Raw genomic sequence first — 23636 nt, 5'->3', positions numbered from 1 at the left:
CGCTTTCGGCCTGGACGGCCTCGTCCTCAAACGCCGGACGGGCTGGAATGACCTGGCCGGGCCGGACAGCCGCCGGACGGGCTGGGATGACCGAGCCGGGCCGGACAGTTCCCTGTTCCCTGTCGGCCCGGAAGTCACCGCCGAGGATCTAGGCCGGTGTCGGCCAGGCCTCTGCCAGCATTTTTCTCGTGTCTGCCAGGAGTTGCGGGAGTACGCGTGTGTGGCCCACGACCGGCATGAAGTTCGTGTCCCCGCCCCAGCGGGGCACGATGTGCTGGTGCAGGTGGGCGGCGATGCCGGCGCCCGCGACGGTTCCCTGGTTCATGCCGATGTTGAAGCCGTGCGCGCCGGACGCGTGGCGCAGAGCCGTCATCGCCTGCTTCGTCAGCTCCGCGAGCTCGGCGGTCTCCGGCACCGTGAGATCGGTGTAGTCGGCGACATGCCGGTAGGGGACGGTCATCAGGTGGCCGCCGTTGTAGGGGTACAGGTTCAGCACCGCGTACACGTGCTCACCACGTCGGACGACCAGCCCGTCCTCATCGGATTTGGCCGGGATCGAGCAGAAGGGACAGCCGTCGTCGGCACCCGGACCGGTCGGCTTGTTCTCACCCTGGATGTAGGCCATCCGGTGGGGCGTCCACAGACGCTGGAACGCGTCCTGCGTGCCCACTCCGATCTGCTGTTCCGGCTCACTCGTCATGCAAGGCAGCATATTGCTTCGCCCATTCGCGGCGTGTCGGCGGGGCTGCGGGAAAAGCCTCGCGGGCCAAGCTTGGCCGATGGACGAAGACAGCCGTCTGGCCCGCTGGGAGCAGAGCACCGAGGTCCCCCTCGCGCTGGCCTCCCTGGCCTTCCTCATCGGGTACGCCATCCACGTCCTCGCCCAGCACATCACGGACGGCTGGCGGGACCTCTCCTTCGCCGTGATGCTGATCGCGTGGGCGATGTTCGGCGTGGACTACGCGGTGCGCTGGCGGCTCAGCGGAGAGCGGCTGCGCTTCGTGCGCACCCACTGGCTGGACGGACTGGTCGTCCTGCTCCCCCTGCTGCGCCCGCTGCGGATCGTCAAGCTCTACGAGGCCGTGCAGCGCCGGCACGGGGAGCCCCGGTTCTCGCTGCACGCGCGCGTGATCACCTACGCCGGGCTGTCCACGGGACTACTCGGCTTCGCCGGCGCGCTCGCGGTCTACGACCAGGAACGCGGGGCGCCGGGCGCGAACATGAAGACCTTCGGCGACGCCCTCTGGTGGACCTGCGAGACGCTCACCACGGTCGGCTACGGCGATGTCACCCCGGTCACCACGGGAGGCCGGCTGATCGCGGTCGGCATGATGGCGTGCGGGCTGGCGCTGCTGGGTGCGGTGACCGGGTCGTTCTCGTCGTGGCTGATCCAGGTGTTCTCGCAGGAGGGCGACACCCAGGACACCCAGGACACCCGGCACGGCGAAGGGCCCCCGGAGAGATGAACTCCCCGGGGGCCCGCGCACGACAGGGTCAGACCTGCGCCCGCTCCTCGACGACCTTCGCGATCTTGGCGATGGCCTCGTCGAACGGGATGCCGTTCTCCTGCGAGCCGTCGCGGTAGCGGAAGGAGACCGAGCCCGCCGACATGTCCTCGTCGCCCGCGATGACCATGAAGGGCACCTTCTGCTTCTGGGCGTTGCGGATCTTCTTCTGCATCCGGTCGGAGGAGGAGTCCACCTCCACCCGCAGGCCCCGCTTCTTCGCGGCCGCGGCGAACTTCTCCAGGTACTCCACGTGCCCGTCGCCGATCGGGATGCCGATCGCCTGGACGGGGGCCAGCCACGCCGGGAAGGCGCCCGCGTAGTGCTCCAGGAGCACCGCGAAGAACCGCTCGATCGAACCGAAGAGGGCACGGTGGATCATCACCGGGCGCTGCTTCGAGCCGTCGGGGCCGGTGTACTCGAGGTCGAAGCGCTCCGGCAGGTTGAAGTCGAGCTGGACGGTCGACATCTGCCAGGTGCGGCCGATGGCGTCCTTCGTCTGGACGGAGATCTTGGGGCCGTAGAAGGCGGCGCCACCCGGGTCGGGCACGAGCGGCAGGCCCTGCTTCTCGGCGACCTGGCGCAGCGTCTCGGTCGCCTCCTCCCAGACCTCGTCGGAGCCGACGAACTTCTCCGGGTCCTTGGTGGACAGCTCCAGGTAGAAGTCGGTCAGGCCGTAGTCGCGCAGCAGGCCGAGGACGAAGGTGAGCGTCTTGTCGAGCTCCTCAGCCATCTGCTCGCGGGTGCAGTAGATGTGCGCGTCGTCCTGGGTGAAGCCGCGCGCGCGGGTCAGGCCGTGCACCACGCCCGACTTCTCGTACCGGTACACGGTCCCGAACTCGAAGAGGCGCAGCGGCAGCTCACGGTAGGAGCGCCCGCGCGCGTCGAAGATCAGGTTGTGCATCGGGCAGTTCATGGGCTTGAGGTAGTAGTCCACGCCCTCGTCGAGCTGCATGGGCGGGTACATGCCGTCGGCGTACCAGTCCAGGTGGCCCGAGGTCTCGAAGAGCTTCCCCTTCGTCGCGTGCGGGGTGTAGACGAACTCGTAGCCCTCCTCCTCGTGGCGGCGGCGCGAGTAGTCCTCCATGACCCGGCGGATGACGCCGCCCTTGGGGTGGAAGACGGCGAGGCCGGAACCGATCTGCTCCGGGACGGAGAAGAGGTCCAGCTCGCTGCCCAGCTTGCGGTGGTCGCGCTTCTCGGCCTCGGCGAGGAAGTCGAGGTGGGCCTTGAGCTCCTCCTTGGAGGGCCAGGCGGTGCCGTAGATGCGCTGGAGCATGGGGTTCTTCTCGCTGCCGCGCCAGTAGGCGGCCGCGTTGCGCATCAGCTTGAACGCCGGGATGTTGCGGGTGGTGGGCAGGTGGGGACCGCGGCAGAGGTCCTTCCAGCACAGGTCACCGGTCTTGGCGTCCAGGTTGTCGTAGATCGTCAGCTCGCCGGCGCCGACCTCGACGTCCGCGCCGTCGTCGGTGGAGGCCGAGCCCTTGATGCCGATGAGCTCCAGCTTGTAGGGCTCGTCGGCGAGCTCCTCGCGGGCGGCCTCGTCGGTGACCACGCGGCGGGCGAACCTCTGCCCCCGCTTCTGGATCTCCTGCATCTTCTTCTCGATGGCCTTGAGATCCTCGGGCGTGAACGGCTTCTCGACGTCGAAGTCGTAGTAGAAGCCGTCCCTGACCGGCGGGCCGATGCCCAGCTTGGCCTCGGGGAAGAGCTCCTGCACGGCCTGGGCCATGACGTGCGCGGTGGAGTGGCGCAGGATGTTCAGACCGTCGGTCGAGGAGATCTCGACGGCCTCGACCTCCTCGCCGTCGGCGAGCACGTACGACAGGTCCCTGAGCTCGCCGGCCACACGCGCGGCGATGATCGAGCGCTCGCCGGCGAAGAGGTCGGCGGCCGTGGTGCCCGTCGTCACCGTGCGCTCTTCCCGCTCCGAATCGCGTTGGATGATCACACGGACGTCCGACACCGGTATCTCCTGACTGAAGGTGGGTGCGGCGCCATACCCTGGGCGCGCGCAAGAGGCGATCGTACCGACCCGCACCCGCCGACCGCGAAATCAGTCCCCCGGCTGTTCCTCTTCGCAGGCTTCCTCGAAGTAGTCCGCACCCCCTGTGTCCCCCTGCATCGATTTCATCAGCCGGTCCCGCTCGGCCTCGTCGACCTGCACGGGTACCACCCCGCAGGCGCCGGTGACCCTGCGGAAGCCGCCCCTGCTCTCCAGCCGGCCCTGCACCCGTACCGGCAGTCCGACCAGGTGGGCCTGCCCGGCGATGCGGTAGTCCTCCTCGTCGAGGGTGAGCCGGACGTGCGGGATGTCGGCGCCGGCCAGCACCCGCAGCCGTACGCTGCCGTCGCCGCGCGGCCCCGACCTGCGCATCCGGACGACCGCGCCGGTGATCCGCACGGGCACGGAGGGCTCCGCGCGGAGATAGCGGGCGCCCGCCTCGCGCAGTACGGACAGGTCGCCGGGCGAGAACTCGACCGGTTCACCGCCCGCGGCGCACGCCTCGGGGACCCCGGCGGTCGGCGCCCACTCGACGGCGATCCGGGCGCCCTCGGTGCCCCGGACGAGGGTGATCAGCGCCTCGGTGAGCTCGCGGCTGGCGCCGGCCTCCACGGCGCCGTCGAAGGCGTCCATGCCCCCGGTGGCCCGCTGGTAGTCGATGGCCTCACGGACCGCGTACAGGGCCTGGTGGAGGCGGACGGACAGGGGGCGGGCGCCCACGACGGGCACGAAGGCCGTCAGAAGGCGGCCACCGGCCGCGGAGCCGACGAGGACGCTCTCCAGCGTCGCGAAGGCCGCGCGGCGGTGCCGGGCACCGTGGTACCCGGCACGCGCGCGTGTGGCGAGCGCGCCGGCCAGCAGCATCTGGCGGGCGGCGGCGCGCAGCTGTTCCTCGACGGGCCAGGACGCGGCCCCGGCGGGCCCGGCCGGTGTGTCCCGCCACCAGCGGATCTCGTCGCTCGGGACGGCGAGCCCGACGAGCACCTCGCGCGCGGAGGGCATGCCGCTGCGGGCCAGCGCGAGCAGCGCCTCGCCGAGCAGGTCGTCGCTGTCGGGGAAGGCCCGGCTCTCCGGCACGAGCAGGCTGGTCCCGCCGCCGCCCGGCCCGGGCGGGGTCCAGCGGCCGTAGCGGCCCACGGCACCGCCGCGCCGCTGCCAGCCGTGCCGGCGCAGCAGGGCGCCGAGGACGGCCGGGTCGACCTCCCCGGGCTCGGGCGCCTGGTCCCAGTGGGCCTCGGGGTGCGGCCGTACGGCCCGCAGTGGCTCGTCGAGGGGGCGGTGGGTCATGGTCTGCCTCCCGTCCCGGCCCGCGTCATGATCTCGCACAGCGCCCGGTCGTCGAAGATGCGTGTGGTCGGTATCCGCACGGTGGTCCGGGTCCGGCCGGTGATCGGGTGGCCGGCGAGATTGACCCAGTAGCAGCAGTGCCGCAGTTCGAGGCAGTCGTGGCCGGCGCGCAGCCACTGGTCCTGGGACCGCGGGACGAGCATCACGACGAGGATCTTGTGCACCGACACCGGGGTGCGGGCGAGTTTGCGCAGATGGTCGTTGTCGAGCGTGAAGGAGAAGAAGCGGCCGGGCGGGTTGGGCCGGATCTGGTAGGTCGCCTTGAGCTGCACCTTGATGGTGACCTCGTCGTCGACGGTGTGCCCGGGTGCGCTGTGGCTGACGTGCCAGTCGATGCCGTTGTCCGGGAACGGCTGGGACAGCGAGCATCCCGCTGCCGCCGCGACGGCGTGCAGATAGCCCACCTGGAGTGTCTCCATGCAGGCGGTGGTGGCGAGCGTGCCGCGATGAAGCCCTTCGCGTTCGGGCAGCAGCCCGCCCCGCTCGGGCTGCGCTATCGCCATGGCCAACAGCCTTCCAAGCAAAGCCGGTCCCCGTGACGGGTCGCTGAACTGCGAGGACCCGTACTCGTGTTGTGTCCTTCCGGCGTACGTCGCAAACAGCCCGGGTATCACCAAACAGGCAGAAGACGGGGCGTCAGCTGCCGTGGGTGAACGAGGGGTTGTGTGGGTATGACGTACTGGTACGAGGGGCCTCTGGCCGCCTTTGACACGGAGACGACGGGCGTCGACGTGGAGACCGACCGGATCGTGTCGGCCGCCCTCGTCGTCCAGGATGCGCCGGGGGCCCGGCCGAGGGTGAGCCGCTGGCTGGTGAACCCGGGTGTGCCGGTGCCGGCCGGGGCGACGGAAGTGCACGGACTGACGGACGACCACCTCCAGCGCAACGGCCGCTGGCCGTCGCCGGTGATGTTCGAGATAGCCGGGCTGCTCGCCGAACAGGCCGCCGCGGGACGTCCGTTGGTGGTGATGAACGCGCCGTTCGACCTGACGCTGCTCGACCGTGAGCTGCGCAGGCACCGCGCCTCCGCGCTGGGCCACTGGGTGGACGCGACGCCGCTGCGGGTGCTGGACCCACGGGTCCTCGACAAGCACCTGGACCGCTACCGCAAGGGTCGGCGCACACTCACCGACCTGTGCGCGCACTACGGCGTCACGCTGGCCGACGCGCACGACGCGGCGGCGGACGCGCTGGCCGCCCTGGAGGTCGTCCGGGCGCTGGGCCGACGGTTCGCGGCCCGGCTGGAACGCCTGTCCCCCGCCGAGCTGCACGCGCTCCAGACGACCTGGCACGCGGCGCAGGCGCGCGGGCTCCAGGCGTGGTTCGCGCGCAGCGGCACACCGGAGACGGTGGACACCTCCTGGCCGCTGCGCCCGGAGCTGCCGGCGGCGGCCTAGGCCGGGGCGCCGACACAAAAAGCCGGTCCGCGTGATGCGGACCGGCCTTTCCCGGTGGGCGATACTGGGTTCGAACCAGTGACCTCTTCGGTGTGAACGAAGCGCTCTCCCACTGAGCTAATCGCCCGGGAACGCACCGAACAATACAGGTCTTCGCGGGCTTCCTTCAAACCGCTTCGAGGTACGCGGCCAGGCCGCGCCGTCCGGCCCGCATCATCAGCCGGTGGTTGAGTCGGAACACCGGCCGGCCGGGGACGGCGAACCGCCGCAGCAGCGGCTTGTTGACCTGCACCACCTGCTCGTAGCGGGCGAGGGTGCCGGAGCCGGCGGCGGTGACCGTCCAGCGCGCCCAGCCGTCGATGTCGCCGGTCATCGCGATCTCCAGCACCCCGGCCGCCGCGTCGCGCCGCACCTCGCGCGCGGTGAAGGTCAGGTCGTACGGGAGGAGGGAGCGGACGCGGATCACGCCGGTCGCGGCGTCGACCTGGTTCACCTCGCGCACCTGGCGCCACCAGCGCGGGTAGTCCTCGGCCCGCTCCAGCGCGTCGTACACGCGGGCGGGCGGCGCGGGCAGGGCCCACAGGCTGCGGAAGCGGTAACGGGTCCAGTCCATGGGCCGAGTGTGCCCGCACGGGGGCCGGGCCGACGCCAATTGAGTACGTTCTGAGTACGTGCGCTCATGCCGTCGGGCGTGACCCGGACCACACTGCGGCACATGACGTATTTTCCGCCCCCGGCCGAGGAGCTGCGCTTCCTCGACAGCGAGCTCCGGCAACTGGACGCCCGCCGGGCCCAGTTGCTGGCCCGCCGCGCCTGGCTGATCACGATGCTTCAGCAGGCGGTACAGCCGGCCCCGCCGGTGTGGCCCAGCCGGCAGGCGCAACCCGGCCCTTCCGCCCGCCCCGAGGCCACCGCCCCGGGTGTGCAGAACGTCCTCCTCCTGCTCGGCGGGATCCTGCTCACCATCGCGGCGATGGTGTTCACGCTGGTCAGCTGGGGGCATCTGGGGATCGCCGGCCGCTCCCTGGTGCTGGGCGCGGTCACGCTGGCGGTGCTCGGCGCGCCCGTGGCGCTGCTGCGGCGGGGGCTGCGTTCGACCGCCGAGTCGGTGGCCGGCCTCGGCCTCGCGCTGACCGTGCTGGACGCCTACGCCCTGCACGAGGTCGTGTTCACGGCGGCGGACGGTACGACGTACGCGGCGGCGGCTTCGACGGCGCTGGCGGCGCTGTGGGCGGCGTACGGCACGGCGCTCGCCGGGCTGCCGGGCTCGGCCACGCTGCGGCTGCCGCACCCCGCCGCCCTGGCGGTCGCCCAACTCCCCCTGGTCCTCTGGACGATCGCGCTCGGCGGCGGCCCGCTCACGGTCACGGCCGCGGTGCTGCTGACGACGGCGTTCGACGCGGTGGTCGCGCTGCGGGTGTCCGAGCGGCCGGTGCGTGTCGTCGCCCTGGTGTGCGGGTTCGGCACGGGCGGCTGGGGGGTCCTGGCGGCCGGTCTGCTCTCCCTGGGAGCGGCCGGTCCGAGCGCCGCCGCCCGTGCGGCGGCGCTCCTCCTCCTGGCGGCGGTGATCGCCCTGGGGGTGGCCCGGTTCGCGCCGCGGCCGGGGCTCGCGACGGGGATGGCGACGACCGCCGCCCTGTGCGCGGTGGCCGGCCCGGTCGGTGTCCTGCGGGTGTCGGTACCCGGTGACTGGGTGGTGCCGGCCTGTCTGGCCTGCGGAATCGCACTGTTGGCCGCCGCGCGGGGCCCGGCGGCGGTGCGCCGGGGTGTCGTCCTGGCGTCCGGTGTCGTCCAGGCGGGTGCGGTGCTGTGGGCGGTGCCCGCCGTGGGCGTCACGCTGCTGGGACCGGTGGCGTGGCTGCGGCACATCTGGGCCGGGGCCCCGGCCGACTCGCGTGCCGCGGTGACGGCCGACGCCTTCTGGCCGCCGTACGCCGTCACGGTGCCGCTGGTCCTCCTCGCGGTCGCCGCGGTCCTGGCCACGGCTGTCCGCGGCGCGGAGCGGCGCCCGCAGGCGCTGACCGCCGCGCTGACGCTGACCTGGGCCGCGGTGCTCGTCACACCCACGGCGCTGGAGCTTCCCTACCTCGTCGGCCTGTTGATCCAGGGGCTCACCGTGCCGGCGCTCCTGGCGCCGGCGCTTCGGGGGGCGGCTGCGCGGACGGCCACCGGGCTCGCCCTGCTCACCTCCCTCGGTCTCGCCTTCCTGTCGCTGGCCACCGAGCCGGCGACCCTCGGGGTTCTCGCGTCGCTGACCGTGGTGTTCGCGGTGGCCGCGTGGCGCGGTCGGCAGGCGCCCGTGTCCGCGGCGGCCGCCCTGGGCTGGGCCACGGCCCTGGCCTGCGCGGTGGGCGCGTCCGCCGGCTGGCGGCCGGAGATCGTCGCGCTGCTGGTGCTCGTCGTCCCGGTGGCAGCGGCCCTGCTCGCGGCGCGGCTGGACGACCCCGTGACGACGGTGACGGTCGAGGTGACGGGGGCCGTCGCAGGGTTCGTCGCCATCGCTCTCGCGGTGGCCGACCCGCCGCTGCTGGCCCTGGTGCTGTCCCTGTGCGGGGTGATCGCGGCCGGAACGGCCGTACGTCCGGACCGCCGTGACGTCGGCTACGCGGCCGTCGCCCTCTTCGTGCTGGCCTCGTGGGTCCGGCTGGCGGCCTGGCAGGTGGAACTCCCGGAGGCCTACACGCTGCCGGTCACGGTCCCGGCGCTGCTCGTCGGAGCCCTGCGCCGGCGCCGGGACCCGGCCTCGTCGTCCTGGACGGCGTACGGTCCCGGTCTCACCGTGACGCTCCTGCCGAGCCTCGCCACGGCCTGGAGCGACGTCGAGTGGACGCGTCCGCTGCTGCTGGGCGCGGCCGGGCTGCTGCTCACCCTGCTGGGCGCCCGGCACCGGCTGCGGGCCCCGCTCGTGCTGGGCGGCTCGGTGCTCGCCCTGGTCACGCTGCACGAACTCGCCCCGTACCTGGTCCAGGTGACCGACGCGCTCCCCCGCTGGGTGCCTCCCGCCCTCGCCGGGCTGCTGCTGCTCGCACTCGGTGCGACGTACGAGCAGCGGCTGCGCGATGTCCGGCGGGTGCGGGAGGTCCTGGGGCGGATGAACTAGCCGCCGGTCACGGCATCCTGTCGCCGAGCAGCGCCAGGTTCTCGATGGCGGCGAGGCCGTAGAGGGCGGTGTCGTTGGTGGACACCCAGGCGGCCTCGCCGCCCGCGACCAGGGAGGCGGGGCCGCTCAGCGGCTCCGTCTTCCACGGCGAGGACTCCATGTAGCCGTCGGAGCTGTAGAACTTCGTCCACGCCCGCTTGGCGAGCACCTCGTCCCCGGTCTGGACGGCGGCGTACGCGTCGAGGCGCGAGTGGCCCTGGAAGAGCAGCAGGGTGCCGAAGTTGCTGCCGTAGCGCGCCGCCTGTTCCGCCTTGGTGGCGTTGAAGTAGCGGCAGTAGTCGAGGTACGCCTCCTTGAACTTCGGGATGTCGACCAGGTGGATGAGTTCGGCGCACAGTTCGTTGAGGCCGAAGACCGCGGACAGGTGCGAGACGCCGACGACCGGGGCCGTGGCCACCGCGAACCTGCCGGTGTCGAGGTCGTACAGGCCGCTGCCCTGCACGAAGCCGTTGGGCTGGGCGCCGATGGTCTCCATGGTGGACAGGACGCGGGCCTTCGCCTTCTCCCACTTCGGGCCCTTGCGTTCCCACTCGGTCAGCCACGCCGACACCAGACCGCTCCAGTCGGTGCCGAAGCCGATCGACAGGGCGTGCCGGTCGGGGGTGTACGGCTCGGTGCGGATCTTGCGCAGCGGGTCCAGGGCGAGGAACGTCTCGTCGGAGTCGACGTTGGCGTGCATGAGGTCGCCGACCCGTTCGTCCGCGGTGAGGAAGTAGTAGTAGCGGCGGTAGGTGGTGTTGGCGATGCGCTGCTGCTTGGCACTGTCGGCGTAGTGCTGCACACCGTGCCGGGTGCCCAGGCCCGCCCACTGGCCGAGGTGGTAGACGTCGACCTCGCCGGTGTGCCGGGTCATCGCCTCGGCGAAGCGGAAGATGTCCGCGCGGCCGCTGCGCAGATAGGCGAACCAGAGCCAGAGGTCCGGTGAGAGCTCGGAGTTGTCCCAGGCGTAGCCGCCGATGTCGTACCGCCACTGGTGCCTGACGGTGTCGTAGGTGTGCATGATGTCGCCGTAGTCCCAGAAGCCGTACCAACGGCGCTGCTCCACCTGGTCCTTGTAGTAGGTGAAGAGGAAGTCGAGGTGGTCCTCGATCTTCGCCTTGGCGGGAGTGGAGCGGTCCGGCTCGGCGTACAGGCCCGGGCCGAACACCTTGGCCTTGATGAGCTGCTTGGGCGGGGCGGCGAGCTGGGGCAGCACCCGTACGGCCTCGACCTGTTCGGCGAGTTTCTCCGGGGCGGGCGTCGACTCGTTGGCCCAGAAGAGGAGTTCGGAGGTACGGGCGATGCCGTAGGGGGTGCCGAAGCCGGGCTCGTAGTCCTCGTAGGTGATGTTGAGGCCCTCGAGCTGTTCGGGGAAGGTGTCCTGGCCCATGCCGTCGTGGTAGAAGCGCAGGTCCATGGGCTGCGCCTCGGGTGACCAGAGCCAGAGGGTGACCTCGGCCTCGTCGGTGTGCGCGTCGCGGATGTCGAGCTGGGCGGGGTGCTTCTCCCAGAAGTCCCGGAGGCCGAACGAGAAGCCGCCGCTCGTCCCGCCGACGTATCCGAAGCCGGAGGCCCGCTTGCCGCCGCCGGCGCCGATCCAGCCGTAGCCCTTCTTGGTGCGCTTGCGCAGTGCGAAGCCGTCCGCCGACAGCTGGGAGAGGGTGTAGTCGCCCCACTCGGGGATGTACTGGAGGCGGGTGGTGACCCGCTGGTCCCAGGTGGCGGGGTCGGGAAGCTTCTGGCCGGCGTACTGGGCCGCCTGCACCGCCGCGCCGGGGTCACGGCGCAGACCCGTGATGCCCTTGACCGCCTCGCGCAGCAGACCGGTGCCCTCGCCGCCGATACGGATGTGGCGGTCGTAGGACTCGTCGCGCATCGGGACGGTGAAGCGGACGCCCAGCCCCCGGATGAAGTCGCCGCTCGCCTTGCCGGGCTCCTGCTTGCCGTCGTAGGTGATGGTGTGCACCATGCGGAAGGAGTCGGCGCCCGCGTAGAAGTACAGGCGGATGGAGAAGGGGAGCCAACTGCGGCTGCCCTTACGGTGCTTGCCGTCGATGCGGACGACCGCGCGGACCGGGCCGCTCTGCTCGACGGTGACGCCGTCGATGGCGCCCTCGAAGCGCTCGGTCTTGACGGTGCCCTGGTCCTCGTCCTCGATCTCGGGCTGCCGGATCAGGACCAGCCGGCCGTTCTTGGCGATCTCGGTGGAGCCACGGGTGACGGATTTGATGAGGGTGGCGCCCGACTTGCCGATCTTCGCGGTGATGACGCCCGTCGACACGTCGATGGTGCCGCCGCTCTTGTCGACGGTGACCTTCTTGGCGGGCGCGGCCGGGGCGCCGGCGGCGAGGGTGAGCTTGCCTGAGCCCGAACCGACCGCGTGCGCCGTCCACTTCAGCGACCCGTCCGGCCAGTAGGCGAGCGGCCAGGACTGTACGGGGACGTCCTTGCCGTCGGCGTCCGTCAGCGCGAAGGTCTGGTCCTCCTGGTACGTGCCCATGGGCCAGGGCACGCCGAGCGTGGAACCGGGGGCGGCGCCGAGGCCGCCGTCCTCCAGCCAGTCCAGGGTCACGGGATCGGCGTCGGCCGCGGCGGCTCTCGGCTCGGCCTGCGCGTCCTTGGCGCCCAGGGCCCAGCTGAACTGGGCGGCGGCTCCGGCGACGGCAGCCGCCTTGAGGAGGGACCTACGGGGGATGGGAGACATGGGATGCAGCCTTTCCTTTCCGTGCGGGTGCAGGGTGGTCAGGGGCATGACAGAGAGAGGCGCGGCGCCCGGGGCGCCGGCCTGGTGCGAGGGCACGGCCGTCAGCGGTGCCGGTACCGCTGCTCGACGGCAAGGGCCGCCGCCGCGACGGCCCCGAGGACGGGGACCGCCAACGGCGCGACGAGCCAGGCGGACAGGACGACGACGGCCAGCCCGCAGACGATCAGGAAGGAACCGGCGGGATCGAGCACGGTCCGCCGCCCGGCCTCCCTGAGCAGCGCCCGCCAGGTGCGGCCCGGAGTCCAGACGGCCGCCGCCCGCAGCAGGGCCACGGCAAGCCCGATCAGCGCGAGGATGCCGACGGCCCCGACGAGCGGCCCGCCGGGAATCCCGGCCCGCGCGGCCAGGACGTCCACCCAGACCGCGGCGGCCACCGCCCACCCGGCGAGCCCGACGACCCACCCGCCGCGCACGGCCGCCCGGAAGTCCGCGACGAACTCCCGTCCGCCACCGACCTCATGGGACGTACGACGCCGCAGATGGCGGGCGCCGGCGGCGAAGGCCGCGGGGTAGGTGACGACCCCGAGACAGGCCACGGAGATCCACACTCCGGTGAGCAGACACTCGGCGAACACCGCGAAGCGCTCGCCGAACACGGACTCCCTGCGCCGGGAGCGGGCCTTCACGCGAGCTTGCGCCATGGTGACCGCCTCAGCCCTTCAGTCCGGAGGTCGCCATGCCGTCGATGAGATAGCGCTGGAAGGCCATGAAGAAGGCGATGACCGGCACCAACGCCACCAGCGACATCGCGATCATGCTGCCGTAGTTGGAGATGCCCTCCTGGTCGCGGAACATCATCAGGCCGAGCGAGACGGTGTACTTGGAAGGCGTGTTGAGATAGATCAACGGCCCCATGAAGTCGTTCCACGCGTTGATGAAGGTGAAGATGGCGCTGGTGATGATGGCCGGGCGGCTCAGCGGCAGCACGATGGACCAGTAGGTCCTCAGGTGCCCGCAGCCGTCGAGCTTGGCGGCCTCGTCCAGCTCGCGCGGCAGCCCGCGCATGAACTGCACCATCAGGAAGACGAAGAACGCCTCCGTCGCCAGGAACTTGCCCGCGACCAGCGGCACGAGCGTGTCGATGTAGCCGAGGTTGCGGAACAGCACGTACTGCGGGATGAGCAGCACGTGGTACGGCAGCAGCAGGGTGCCGATCATCAGGGTGAACAGCAGGTTCCGCCCGGCGAACCGGATCTTGGCGAAGGCGTACGCCGTCAGCGAGCTGGAGAGCACCACACCGACCACGGCCAGGCCCGCGTACATCAGCGAGTTGGTGAAGAAGCTGGTGATGGAGATGCCGGAGATGCCGTCGGCGAGCCCGGAGAAGTTCGCCCAGACCGGCTCGGTGGGCAGCAGGTCGATGCTGGCGATGATGTCCTTGCTCGGCTTGAACGAGGCGCCGAGCACCCAGACGACCGGGTAGAGCACGACCGCGAGCACAAGGATCGCGCCCACGTGCCAGGCAAGAGATCCGATACGCCGCCGCTCGTGCGCGGGGCGCACGGCGGGGCTGGTGGCACTGGTCACTTGGCGGCCTCCTCGTAGTGCACCCACTTCTTCTGCGACCAGAACAGGACCGCCGTGACGAGCGCCACCGCGATCACCAGCGTCCAGGCCATCGCGGAGGCGAAGCCCATCTGCGCCTCCTTGAAGCCCTTCTGATACAGGTAACAGGTGTAGACGAGGGTGGCATCGGCCGGTCCGCACCGGGTGTCCGAGACGACGTACGCCGAGCCGAACACCTGGAACGCGTGGATGGACTCCAGCAGCACGTTGAAGAAGAGCACCGGGGAAATCATCGGCAGCGTGATGTTCCAGAACCGCCGCAGGGGGCCGGCCCCGTCCATCTCGGCGGCCTCGTACAGCTCCTGCGGCACCTGCTTGAGCCCCGCCAGGAAGATGACCATCGGCGCACCGAACTGCCAGATACTCAGAGCCACCAGGGAGTACAGGACATAGTCCGGGTTGCCGATCCAGCCGCCGACGTCGAGTCCGAAGACCTTCTGCGTACGGTCCACGACGGCGTCGTCGGAGAAGAGCGCCCGCCACACGAAGCCCACCGAGACGCTGGCGCCGATCAGCGACGGCATGTAGAACGCGGCCCGGTACAGGGCCTGTCCGCGCCGCTTCTGCGCGAGCAGCAGCGCCACTCCGAGCGCGAGGAGCAGCTTCAGCGGTGTGGCCACGACGACGTACTTCAGCGTGACCTCGACCGACTTCTGCCAGCGCGGGTCCTGGAACATCGTCGTGAAGTTGTCGAGCCCCACCCACCGGGGCGGCGTGAACAGGTTGTAGCTGGTGAACGCGTAGTACAGCGACGCGATCATCGGCCCCGCCGTGAGCAGCAGGAAACCCGCGATCCACGGCGACATGAAGAGATAGCCGGCGAGGTTCTCGCGGCGCCGCCCGCGCCGCCCGGCGGCAGGAGCGGCGGACCGCTTCTTCGCCGGGCGCGCGGGCGCTTCCTTGACGAGCGTCATGGTGGTACGTCCCCTCAGCCCGCGAACGCGGCCTTGGCCTCGCTGAACAGCGCCTTCGCGGCGTCGGCCGGCTTGGTCTTGCCCTGGGCGACCTCACCGCCGATCCGCAGGAAGGCCGCCTCGATGACGTCCGCGCCGGACGGGTGCGGGGTGATCTTCCCGAGGACGCCGGCCTTGGCGACCTCGTCCTCGTAGGCCGAGACGCCCTTGTTGTTGGGGTCGGTCGGCTTGAAGGCGTCGTACTGCTCGGTGGTGGAGAGGATGCCGCGGTCGTAGCCCATGATCTTGCCGACCTCGGGGTCGTGGACCATGAAGTCGATGAACTGGGCCACTTCCTTCGGGTGCTTCGTCCCGGAGAAGGCGCTCAGCATCAGCGAACCGAGGTACTGCCCGGTGTCCTTGCCGTCCGTGGTGGGGATCGGCGCGAGCCCGTAGTCCGACTCGCCCTCGCCCTGGTAGCGGATGGAGAAGTTGTCCCAGGTGAACTCGGACGCGGCGAGGCCCGCCGAGAGACCGGACTTCGGCTTGACCTGCTCGATCTTCTTCGGGTCGGCGACCAGCCCGGACTTCACGCGCTTGTAGCCGTCCGCCCACCACTGCGTCACATCGTCCTCGGTGAAGCCGAGATCGCTGTCGGTGAAGAAGGCCTTGCCGTTCTGACGCAGGTACAGGTCGTAGAGGTACATGATGCTGAAGTAGCCGGTGTCACCGGCGATCTTCAGCTTGTCCTGGATCTTCTGCAGCGCGGCGAAGTACTCGTCCCAGGTCCAGCCGAACTTCGCCTCGACGCCCGCGTTCTTGAAGGCCTTGAGGTCGATGACGAGCGACATGGTGTTGGCGCCGACCGGAATGCCGATCTGCTTGCCGTCGACCTGACCGTTCGCCAGTACGCCGTTGCGGAAGTTCTCCAGGCTCAGGTTCCCCGCGTCCGCCTGCGACTTGAGATCCATCAGAACACCGCGCTTGTCGTACTTGCGCAGAAAGCCGACCGCATTCTGGAAAACGTCCGGCGGATTCCCGCCGGAGGCCTGGGTCTGGAACTTCTCCCAGAACGCCTCGTAGTCGGTGAATTCGGGCTTGATCTTGATCTTCGGGTACTTCTTCTCGAAGAGCGCGATCGTCTTCTTGATGGCGATGGTGCGCGGCTCGCCACCCCACCAGGCGTAACGGATCGTGACCGTCCCGTCCGCCGACGTCCCGTCGCCTCCCCCGCACCCCGTGGTCGCGGCCAGGCCCAGTGTGGCCGCCGTCGCCCCCGCGGCCTTCAGGATCGTTCGCCTCTCAACATTCCTGCTGGTTCCCACAGTCGGGCCCTCCCCGCAGCGTCGTTGCCGCTTGCATGAATCGTTTCAAGAAAGCGCTTGCTGGCACAAGGTACGAGGGGGTTGAGAGAGCGTCAATGATTCGGACAGGAATTTCTTACGTTCGGCTTCTCCGGCGAACCGCGCCCGCGCGGGTGATGCGGTCTCGCCGACCGGACGAACTCGCAGGTGAGAGACGTCTGTTCGCATCACCGAACCGCTGACCGGTCGTCGGAAGATCACTTCGAGGGGCTGAAATCCGCCTGCGGGAAAGGGAGTCGCCCGAGGAGCGGGAGCATGGCGGGACGAGGGAGCGGGGCGTTGACGAGCAAGGTCGCCCATCGCCCGGTTGACCTCCTCGCGCCGTCCGCCTCGACCGGATGGGGATCGACCTGGCCGTCGACGAGCCGTACGGCGTGTTCACGGGCGAGCGGGGCGGCGCCGGCACGGGACGGCACAGGAAGCGGGGGCGGGGCGGGTGAGCCGAGGGATGGCACAGGGAGTGGGGCGGGGCAGGGGGCGGGGGCTCGTCGCCAGTGGGCGACCGAGGCGCCGGCACGGCCGGGCCAGCGGCGTGACCAGGCTCGACGGGGCGGAGGGGGGGCGGAGAGGGGGCGCTGCCGGGCTCGAAGGAGCGGGGAGGCGGTGCGGCCGGGTCCGAAGGCGCGGGGAGGTGGTGTGGCCGGGTCCGAAGGAGCGGGGAGGCGGTGCGGCCGGGCCCGGGGCCGGGGAGACGCTGCGGCCCGGCTCGGGGCCGGCCCGGGGCCGGGGAGGCGGTGCGGCCCGGCTCGGGGCCAGGGAGACGCTGCGGCCCGGCTCGGGCCAGGGAGATGCTGCGGCCCGGCCCGGGGGCGGTGCGGCCGGGCCCGAAGGGCGGAGAGGGGGTGCTGCCAGGATTGACGGCCCGAGTGGGCTCCGTGGGCGCGGGCGGGGCGCCGGTTGCCACCGCTGACGACGTCGGCCCGCCTGCGTTCTCGCAGGCGGGCCGACGTTCCGGGTGGGCGATACTGGGTTCGAACCAGTGACCTCTTCGGTGTGAACGAAGCGCTCTCCCACTGAGCTAATCGCCCGGACGCAGGAAGAACATTACCCCATGTCAGGGGGTGGCTGTGACCAGGGCCGACCCTCCCCCGCGCCTCCGCGGCGGATCACTGGTCCTTGATCTTCCAGGGCATCTCGAGGCCGAACTTCCACAGGTAGACACCCGTCAGGACGGCGATGATCACGAGGCCGATCGCGGTCAGGGTGATGTTGCGGCGGCGGACCTTCGGGTCGAGCGCACGTTGGGCCGCCTCGGTGACTTTGCGCTTGGTCCAGCGGAGCACCAGCTGCGCCCAGACGAACTCGGTCGCCCAGATCGCCATGCCGCCGAAGATCACCACCCAGCCGGGGCCGGGCAGCGGCAACATGACGATGCCGGCGCCCACCACGGCGAGGCCGATCACGAAGACCCCGACCTGCCAGCTCAGGTGCAGCATGCGGCGCGCCTTGACGAATTCGGGCGCCCTGGAGCCGAGCCCCTGGCCCTGCTGCTCCTCCGCCGCATCGTCCGGCTTCGACCTGTCCACCGCCACGCCTGCCTCGCCCGACTCGTCACTCCCCGTGTTCATACAGCCTGACCTTACCCGAGAGAATCCGGTCACCGGAATGGTGGTACTGGGCGAACGCACTGTCGGCCGGAAGAGTTACGTAAAGGCACGCAAAACACTCAGAGGGGTTTACAACGGCACCGTAGGTGGCATGTCGATTTCGCCGACGTGCGAATCCCCGAGCGCACACTGAGCGAAAGGCCCTGGCGCTTATGAACACCACGGTCAGCTGCGAGCTGCACCTGCGCCTCGTTGTGTCGAGCGAGTCCTCCCTGCCTGTCCCCGCAGGCCTGCGGTACGACACGGCCGACCCCTACGCCGTGCACGCCACCTTCCACACCGGTGCCGAGGAGACCGTCGAGTGGGTGTTCGCCCGCGACCTGCTCGCCGAGGGCCTGCACCGGCCCACGGGCACCGGCGACGTCCGTGTCTGGCCGTCGCGCAGTCACGGTCAGGGCGTCGTATGCATCGCCCTGAGCTCTCCCGAGGGCGAAGCCCTGCTCGAGGCCCCTGCGCGGGCCCTGGAGTCCTTCCTGAAGCGGACGGACGCCGCCGTGCCTCCTGGCACGGAACACCGGCACTTCGATCTCGATCAGGAGCTCTCGCACATCCTGGCGGAGAGCTAGGGCGAGGCTCACACCGAGCTGCCCGGCGCCGTCCACTCGGGGAGACGGCTCGGGCCAGGACAACCGAATAGGGCATGCGCCGACGCCGTGCCACGGGTCTCCCGTGGGGCGGCGTCGGCGTGCGCGCGGCACGTCCGGGCGGGGCTCCCCCGGCCTCCCGACCCCGTACGTCACGGGATCCGGTCCCCGAGTGACCGTTGCTCGACGGCCCGGTGCGGCTACCATCGGCCAGCATCGGCGGGCGCTCGCCCGACCCCCAGGCCAGGGAGCGAAATGTGCTGATCACCCACGACACCCGGTGTGCGCTCGATGCCGTGGTGGAACTGGTGAACACCGCACCGGAGGACGACACGACTCCGGACGCGCTGCCGGATGTCGCCGCCCTCGCGGATTTCGTACAGAAGCACGAGATCAGTGACGTCGGCGTGCTGTCCGAGTTCGACCTGTCCGCGGTGCGCAAGATCCGTGGGCGGTTCGCCGGGATCTTCGCGGCTTCGGACCCACGGACCGCCGCCGGGCTGATCAACGAGTTGGTCGCCGCCGCGGGCACCACGCCACGCCTCACGGATCACGACGGCTACGACTGGCATGTGCACTACTTCGCACCCGGTGCCTCCGTCGCCGACCATCTGGCGGCCGACTGCGGGATGGCCCTGGCGTTCTTCGTGGTGGCCGGGGAGCAGGAGCGGCTTCGGCGCTGTGAGGCCCCGGACTGCCGGCGCGCCTTCGTCGACCTCTCCCGCAATCGCTCCCGGCGGTACTGCGACAGCCGCACCTGTGGCAACCGCCTGCACGTGGCCGCCTACCGGGCGCGCCGCAAGGAGGCGGCGGGCTGAGGGCCGCGGCCTCGCCGCACGGGGGCCCTCTCGCGGTTCCTCGACGCCCGCCGATGTCCCTCGACGCCCGCCGATGTCCCTCGACGCCCGTCGACGTCCCTCGACGTCCCTTGGGCGTCCCCAGCCGTCCCTTGGCCGTTCCTCGGAGGTCCCTCGAAGTCGTTCGATGCCGACGCGGCCCCGGCGGGTGACGCCGGGGACCGCGGGTACGGCTCAGAGCAGCAGCAGATCATGCAGCGAAGCCATGAGCAGAAGACACCCGATCACCGCCAGAAAGATCATCAGCGGTGGCTGGGAAAGGGCGAAGAGGCACCCGCGCGGCTCGTCCTGCGGCGGCGCGGCGTCGCTCTGTGTCGTGTCCAGCATCTCGCGGGCGATGATGACGCAGGTGACGCCCCTCGCGCGATCACGCGCCCGGAATGAGCGGGAGTGCGCCGGATTCCGTGACGTCGCTGTCGTGCCGTGATCACTTCCGCGCACGGGCAGGCCGACTGTGTCGTTTCAAACGCCCGGGCCACCCCGTGGCCAGGGGTTCATCGGCCCCGGCTCATATGCCGTGTTTCTTCAGGATGGCCTCGATGTCGCTGAAGTCGTCGGCGCCGCCGCTCGCGCGGGGTGTGGCCGCGGGACGGGACGCCGGGCGGGAGGCCTGGCCCAGGGAGGGCGCGGAGGCGGCGGGGGCCACCGCCTCGGCCTGCGCGGCGCGGGCCGCCGCTCTGCGCTCCTTGCGGGTGCCGCCGCGACGGCGCTCCACGGTGCGGGTGGTGGCGAACAGGGCCCAGGCCCCGCCGAGCACGGCGAAGCCCGCCCAGGCCGTCGGGCTGAAGGCGGTATCGGCGGCCCATTCGACGACGCCGGTCATCACGAGGCCCAGCGGTACCAGGGCGTAGGCGGCGATGCGGGCGGCCGCCAGGAAGCGCTTGCGGTAGGCGGTGACCGCCGCGATGCCGAGGCCGGCCACGGCGGCGGCGGAACAGACGGTCTCGGCAATCATCCGGTCCTCCAGGCGTGGGCTCACTCGGGCAGAGGTTCACATCGACTCGGCACCGCGGCCGGCGGCCCCGCGCCTCGTCCCTTCCATCCTGCACCTGCGCACCGGTCGCGGGCCATGCTCCGGCCGGACATCAGGGACATCTCCGGGTCGGCTCCTCCGCAGGTGTCGCACCGGCGCGTCCCTCCGGTCCGGCCGGGAGCGCCGTGCCCGGGCGACCGGAGGTCCGGATTGGGGCGGCCGGGCAGTGACTGGAAGACTGGCGTCATGAACGACTCGTCCCCGACCTCCGCCGCCGCCCCCGGCCCGGCGGCCGCCCGTCCCGCCGTCGTCCTCGACGTGTGGTGCGAGCTCCAGTGCCCGGACTGCCGCGGCGCCCTCGACGACCTGCGCGCCCTGCGCGAGCGGTACGGCGACCGGCTGGAGCTGCGGCTTCGGCACTTCCCGCTGGAGAAGCACAAGCACGCTTTCGCCGCCGCGCAGGCCGCCGAGGAAGCCCTGGAGCAGGGGCAGGGATGGCCGTACGTCGAGGCCGTGCTGACCCGGGTCGAGGAGCTGGACCGTGGGGGAGAACCCTTCCTGGTCGAGGTGGCCGGTGAACTCGGGCTCGACGCCGAGGAGTTCGACACCGCCCTGATCGACGGACGGCACATCCTGATCGTGGACGCCGACCAGGCCGAGGGCAAGGCGATCGGCATCACCGGCACCCCGACGTACGTCATCGGCGGCGAACGTCTCGACGGCGGCAAGAGCCAGGACGGGCTGCGCGAGCGCATCGAGGAGATCGCCGACCGACTGCTGGCCGAGCAGGCCTGAGGCGGGCTCCGCGCGGGCCGGTTCAGAGCAGGTTCTTGTACATCGAGTAGCCCACGGGCAGATATCCGAGGGACTCGTAGAGCCGCTCGGCCGGGGTGTTGCCGGCGAAGACGTTGAGGCCGAGAACGCGCTGGTCCGCAGCGATGGCCTGGGCCTCGGCCAGCAGCATCAGGGAACGTCCGTGGCCTTGGCCGCGAAAGGCCTCGTCGGTCTCGACGTCGTACACGAACGCCTTGCCGCCGACGAACGCCACCCAGAGCGTGCCGACCCGGGTGCCCTCCTGCTCCAGGACGCTGAACAGCATGTTCTGCGTCGCCCAGCCCTGCGGCAGCAGCAGTTCGTGGTCCCGCCGCGACCTGGCCCACGCCTCGTCCCGGGGCACCCCGCGATCCACCCAGTCCTGGGCGTAGGACGCGACACCGTGCTCGAACCAGGGCAGGTACTCGGCCTCGGTCAAGGGCCTGCCCCGGCTGCCCTCGGGCAGCCGGGGAGCGGTGGCACCCAGGACCTTCTCCATGCCGCGGTTGCGGTGGACGTAGCCGAGCGCCACCGCCATCCGCAGCGCGGTCCCCGCGTCGGCGGGCACCCTGAGCTCGATACGCTTGCAGCCCCACCCCCTGGCCACCTCTTCGGCGGCCAGCGCGGCCACCGTGCCGCGCCCGCGCCCGCGGTCCGGTTCCTCGATGCGCAGGTCGGTGATCCGGGCGACGCGGGGGCCGAACACGGGGGACGTCGAGAGGTGGACCGCTCCGACGGGACGGCTGTTCACGCACACCTGGTAGTGGCGTGACAGTGCCCCGTCGGCGGCGTGCTGAAGCGGCTCGGTCGGCCGCAGGGTCGTGGTCATCAGGGGCTTTCTACCCACCCCGGCGAGCCACGTCAGCCTGTTTTCCCGGTCCTTGCGGTTCCGGTCCGGGACGTCACGGGTTCGGTGCGCGACCTTACGGGTCGAGATCGTCGGCGGCGCGCTCGGCGAAGATCCGCATCGCCTTGGCGGTCACCGGCCCCGGCGCGCCCGGCAGTTCGCGGTCGTCGACGCGGTGCACGGCCTGGACGTCCCGCAGCGTGGAGGTGAGGAAGACTTCATCGGCCCGCTCCAGCACGTCCAGCGGCAGGTCGGTCTCCTTGGCGCCGGTCCACTCGGCGGTCAGCTCGCGCGTGATGCCCGCGAGGCAGCCGGAGGCGAGCGGCGGGGTGTGGATCTCTCCGTCCAGGACGACGAACACGTTGGACCCGGTGCCCTCGCAGAGCTGCCCGACCGTGTTGGCGAACAGCGCCTCGGTGGCTCCGTGTTGGTGGGCGCGGGCCAGGGCGACGACGTTCTCGGCGTACGAGGTCGTCTTCAGGCCGGTGAGCGCGCCGCGTTCGTTGCGGGTCCAGGGGACCGTGACGACGGCCGTCGCATCGGCGCGCCGGGTGGTCTCCCCCAGGGCGACGACGAGGGTGGGGCCGTGTTCGCCGCGGTCGGAGCCGAGCGGGCCGTGGCCGCCGGTGTAGGTGATGCGCAGCCGGCCGAGCGGCATCGGGTTGGCCTCGAGGACGGCGGCGCAGGCGCGGCGGACCTCGTCGTGGTCGGGGTCCGGCAGGCCGAGACCGCGCGCGGAGCGGGTCAGCCGGTCGAGATGGCGGGTCAGCGCGAACGTCACGCCGTCCACCGCCTTCACCGTCTCGAAGATGCCGTCGCCCACGGTCAGTCCGTGGTCGAAGACGGAGACGCGGGCAGACTCGGTGTCCTGCAGCCCGCCGTCGAGCCAGATCTTCACGTCAGTCCCTCTCCTTCGGCCTCGTACGTCCCCGACGCTACCGCGAGCAGTCGGGAGGCCTTCAGCTCGGTCTCCTCCCACTCGGCCCCGGGGTCCGAGCCCCAGGTGATGCCCGCGCCGGTGCCGAAACGCAGCACGGCCGCGCCCCCGGGGGCGCGGTCGATCCAGAAGGTGCGGATGCCGACCGCCAGCTCGCCGGTCCCCCGGTCGGCGTCGACCCAGCCGATGCCGCCGCAGTACGGGCCGCGCGGTGCCGTCTCCAGCGCTTCGATGATCCGCAGGGCGCTGGACTTGGGGGCGCCGGTGACCGAGCCGGGCGGAAAGGCGGAGTCGAGCAGTTCCGGCCAGCCGGCGCCGTCGCGCAGCTCGCCGCGGACCGTGGACACCAGGTGGACCAGACCCGGATGCTTCTCCACGGCGCACAGGTCGGGGACGGTCACGCTGCCGGTGGCGCAGACCTGACCGAGGTCGTTGCGGACGAGGTCCACGATCATCACGTTCTCGGCGTAGTCCTTCTCCAGGAGGTCCGCCTCGGTGCGGCCGGTGCCCTTGATGGGCCCGGACTCGACGACCCGGCCGTCACGGCGCAGGAAGAGCTCGGGCGACGCGGTGGCCGTCTCTATGCCGTGCGCCGGGAGACGAATCGTTCCTGCGTACGGCGCCGGGTTGCCCCGGGCCAGCAGGGCGGTCAGCGCGTCCACGTCGGCGTCGGACCCGACCGGCGCGGTCAGGACCCGGCAGAGGTTGGCCTGGTACACCTGGCCGGCCGCGATGTGCTCCCGGATGCGACGCACGCCCGCCGTGTACGCGGCGCGGTCGAGGGACGACGTCCAGTCACCGGCCGAGGGCCCTCGCCACGCCCCGGGCACGGGAGCGGGCACCGGTTCCTCGCGCACGTCGGCGAAGCGCGCGCAGACCGGACGGCCCTCGAAGTCGGCGCAGACGGCCCAGAAACCGGCGGCTTCGAGCGCGGCCGGATCGCTGGTCACATCGAGGAGGCCGGTGGCGACTCGGGTGCCGAAACGAGCGAGAGGAGGGAGGTCGAGCACGTGGTCGAGTGTATGGCGGGTCGCTCGA

The 23636-nt window shown here is 71.3% G+C and carries 22 protein-coding genes and 2 tRNA genes; 6 read left to right on the top strand and 18 right to left on the bottom strand.

The annotated features are described in order from the left end of the window. Positions 1–148: 148 nt before the first annotated feature. The gene (locus tag OG933_RS35255; protein WP_362529948.1) at positions 149–712 is read right to left on the bottom strand and encodes an HIT domain-containing protein; all 564 of its coding nucleotides are present in this window, start codon (positions 710–712) and stop codon (positions 149–151) included. A gap of 67 nt (positions 713–779) precedes the next feature. On the opposite strand from OG933_RS35255, the gene OG933_RS35250 reads away from it, so the two are divergent. Further along, positions 780–1466 (top strand): potassium channel family protein, encoded by a 687-nt coding sequence (locus OG933_RS35250; RefSeq protein ID WP_405630918.1) that lies wholly within the window; start codon positions 780–782, stop codon positions 1464–1466. Positions 1467–1494: 28 nt separating this feature from the next. Here the strand turns inward: OG933_RS35250 and thrS are convergent, their stop codons facing one another. The 3 genes from thrS to OG933_RS35235 all read right to left on the bottom strand — a co-directional run bounded on the left by thrS (position 1495) and on the right by OG933_RS35235 (position 5360). Further along, positions 1495–3471: a threonine--tRNA ligase gene (thrS, locus tag OG933_RS35245; RefSeq protein ID WP_362529941.1), complete on the bottom strand. Its 1977-nt coding sequence runs from the start codon at positions 3469–3471 to the stop codon at positions 1495–1497. Positions 3472–3561: 90 nt separating this feature from the next. Then, entirely contained in the window at positions 3562–4797 is a 1236-nt protein-coding gene (locus OG933_RS35240; protein WP_362529938.1) for a hypothetical protein, read from the bottom strand. Continuing rightward, complete coding sequence (locus OG933_RS35235) at positions 4794–5360, bottom strand: DUF4365 domain-containing protein (RefSeq protein WP_057606934.1); 567 nt, start codon at positions 5358–5360, stop codon at positions 4794–4796. The genes OG933_RS35240 and OG933_RS35235 overlap by 4 nt, the downstream gene beginning before the upstream one ends. A 168-nt stretch (positions 5361–5528) precedes the next feature. On the opposite strand from OG933_RS35235, the gene OG933_RS35230 reads away from it, so the two are divergent. Beyond that, the gene (locus OG933_RS35230; RefSeq protein ID WP_020128815.1) at positions 5529–6254 is read left to right on the top strand and encodes a 3'-5' exonuclease; all 726 of its coding nucleotides are present in this window, start codon (positions 5529–5531) and stop codon (positions 6252–6254) included. 55 nt (positions 6255–6309) lie between these two features. Here the strand turns inward: OG933_RS35230 and OG933_RS35225 are convergent. After that, a tRNA-Val gene (locus OG933_RS35225) sits at positions 6310–6381 on the bottom strand. A gap of 39 nt (positions 6382–6420) precedes the next feature. Then, a complete protein-coding gene (locus tag OG933_RS35220; RefSeq protein WP_054239485.1) occupies positions 6421–6867 on the bottom strand; it encodes an SRPBCC family protein in 447 nt (148 codons plus the stop codon). Between the two features lie 66 nt (positions 6868–6933). Here OG933_RS35220 and OG933_RS35215 point away from each other — a divergent pair, with 66 nt between their 5' ends. Then, positions 6934–9354, top strand: a complete 2421-nt coding sequence (locus OG933_RS35215) for an SCO7613 C-terminal domain-containing membrane protein (protein WP_405630914.1) — start codon at positions 6934–6936, stop codon at positions 9352–9354. 7 nt (positions 9355–9361) lie between these two features. Here OG933_RS35215 and OG933_RS35210 read toward each other — a convergent pair whose 3' ends face one another. From OG933_RS35210 to OG933_RS35180, 7 genes are all read right to left on the bottom strand, one after another. Then, positions 9362–12097: a Tat pathway signal sequence domain protein gene (locus OG933_RS35210; RefSeq protein WP_405630912.1), complete on the bottom strand. Its 2736-nt coding sequence runs from the start codon at positions 12095–12097 to the stop codon at positions 9362–9364. A gap of 101 nt (positions 12098–12198) precedes the next feature. Then, the gene (locus OG933_RS35205; RefSeq protein WP_405630910.1) at positions 12199–12798 is read right to left on the bottom strand and encodes a hypothetical protein; all 600 of its coding nucleotides are present in this window, start codon (positions 12796–12798) and stop codon (positions 12199–12201) included. Positions 12799–12808: 10 nt separating this feature from the next. Next, entirely contained in the window at positions 12809–13684 is an 876-nt protein-coding gene (locus OG933_RS35200) for a carbohydrate ABC transporter permease (protein ID WP_362529927.1), read from the bottom strand. Next, positions 13681–14637, bottom strand: coding sequence for a sugar ABC transporter permease (locus tag OG933_RS35195; protein ID WP_362529924.1), 957 nt, complete (start codon positions 14635–14637; stop codon positions 13681–13683). Before OG933_RS35195 ends, OG933_RS35200 begins: the two co-directional genes overlap by 4 nt. A gap of 14 nt (positions 14638–14651) precedes the next feature. Beyond that, complete coding sequence (locus tag OG933_RS35190) at positions 14652–15941, bottom strand: extracellular solute-binding protein (protein ID WP_362529921.1); 1290 nt, start codon at positions 15939–15941, stop codon at positions 14652–14654. A gap of 995 nt (positions 15942–16936) precedes the next feature. Next, positions 16937–17008 (bottom strand) — tRNA-Val (locus OG933_RS35185). Positions 17009–17086: 78 nt separating this feature from the next. Then, entirely contained in the window at positions 17087–17548 is a 462-nt protein-coding gene (locus tag OG933_RS35180; RefSeq protein WP_362529919.1) for a TIGR02611 family protein, read from the bottom strand. Positions 17549–17739: 191 nt separating this feature from the next. Here OG933_RS35180 and OG933_RS35175 point away from each other — a divergent pair, with 191 nt between their 5' ends. Together OG933_RS35175 and OG933_RS35170 are read left to right on the top strand one after the other, a co-directional pair. Next, positions 17740–18153, top strand: coding sequence for an SsgA family sporulation/cell division regulator (locus OG933_RS35175; protein WP_004002642.1), 414 nt, complete (start codon positions 17740–17742; stop codon positions 18151–18153). A 275-nt stretch (positions 18154–18428) separates the two neighbouring features. Continuing rightward, complete coding sequence (locus OG933_RS35170) at positions 18429–18989, top strand: CGNR zinc finger domain-containing protein (RefSeq protein WP_020128805.1); 561 nt, start codon at positions 18429–18431, stop codon at positions 18987–18989. A gap of 213 nt (positions 18990–19202) precedes the next feature. On the opposite strand, the gene OG933_RS35165 is transcribed toward OG933_RS35170, so the two are convergent. Next, positions 19203–19355 (bottom strand): hypothetical protein, encoded by a 153-nt coding sequence (locus OG933_RS35165; protein WP_020128804.1) that lies wholly within the window; start codon positions 19353–19355, stop codon positions 19203–19205. A gap of 181 nt (positions 19356–19536) precedes the next feature. Then, a complete protein-coding gene (locus OG933_RS35160) occupies positions 19537–19983 on the bottom strand; it encodes a hypothetical protein (protein WP_362529916.1) in 447 nt (148 codons plus the stop codon). 264 nt (positions 19984–20247) lie between these two features. Here OG933_RS35160 and OG933_RS35155 point away from each other — a divergent pair, with 264 nt between their 5' ends. Continuing rightward, entirely contained in the window at positions 20248–20796 is a 549-nt protein-coding gene (locus OG933_RS35155) for a DsbA family protein (protein WP_405630907.1), read from the top strand. 22 nt (positions 20797–20818) lie between these two features. On the opposite strand, the gene OG933_RS35150 is transcribed toward OG933_RS35155, so the two are convergent. The 3 genes from OG933_RS35150 to OG933_RS35140 form a co-directional block, all read right to left on the bottom strand. Further along, positions 20819–21643: a GNAT family N-acetyltransferase gene (locus OG933_RS35150; protein WP_405630904.1), complete on the bottom strand. Its 825-nt coding sequence runs from the start codon at positions 21641–21643 to the stop codon at positions 20819–20821. A gap of 94 nt (positions 21644–21737) precedes the next feature. After that, complete coding sequence (locus OG933_RS35145; RefSeq protein WP_405630902.1) at positions 21738–22559, bottom strand: aminotransferase class IV; 822 nt, start codon at positions 22557–22559, stop codon at positions 21738–21740. After that, entirely contained in the window at positions 22556–23608 is a 1053-nt protein-coding gene (locus OG933_RS35140) for a chorismate-binding protein (RefSeq protein WP_405630899.1), read from the bottom strand. The genes OG933_RS35145 and OG933_RS35140 overlap by 4 nt, the downstream gene beginning before the upstream one ends. Positions 23609–23636: the final 28 nt, after the last annotated feature.

Origin of the sequence: Streptomyces sp. NBC_00016 (assembly GCF_045040885.1) — a bacterium.
In the GTDB taxonomy this organism is placed as follows: domain Bacteria; phylum Actinomycetota; class Actinomycetes; order Streptomycetales; family Streptomycetaceae; genus Streptomyces; species Streptomyces coriariae.
This window is presented reverse-complemented; position numbering and strand designations above follow the sequence as displayed.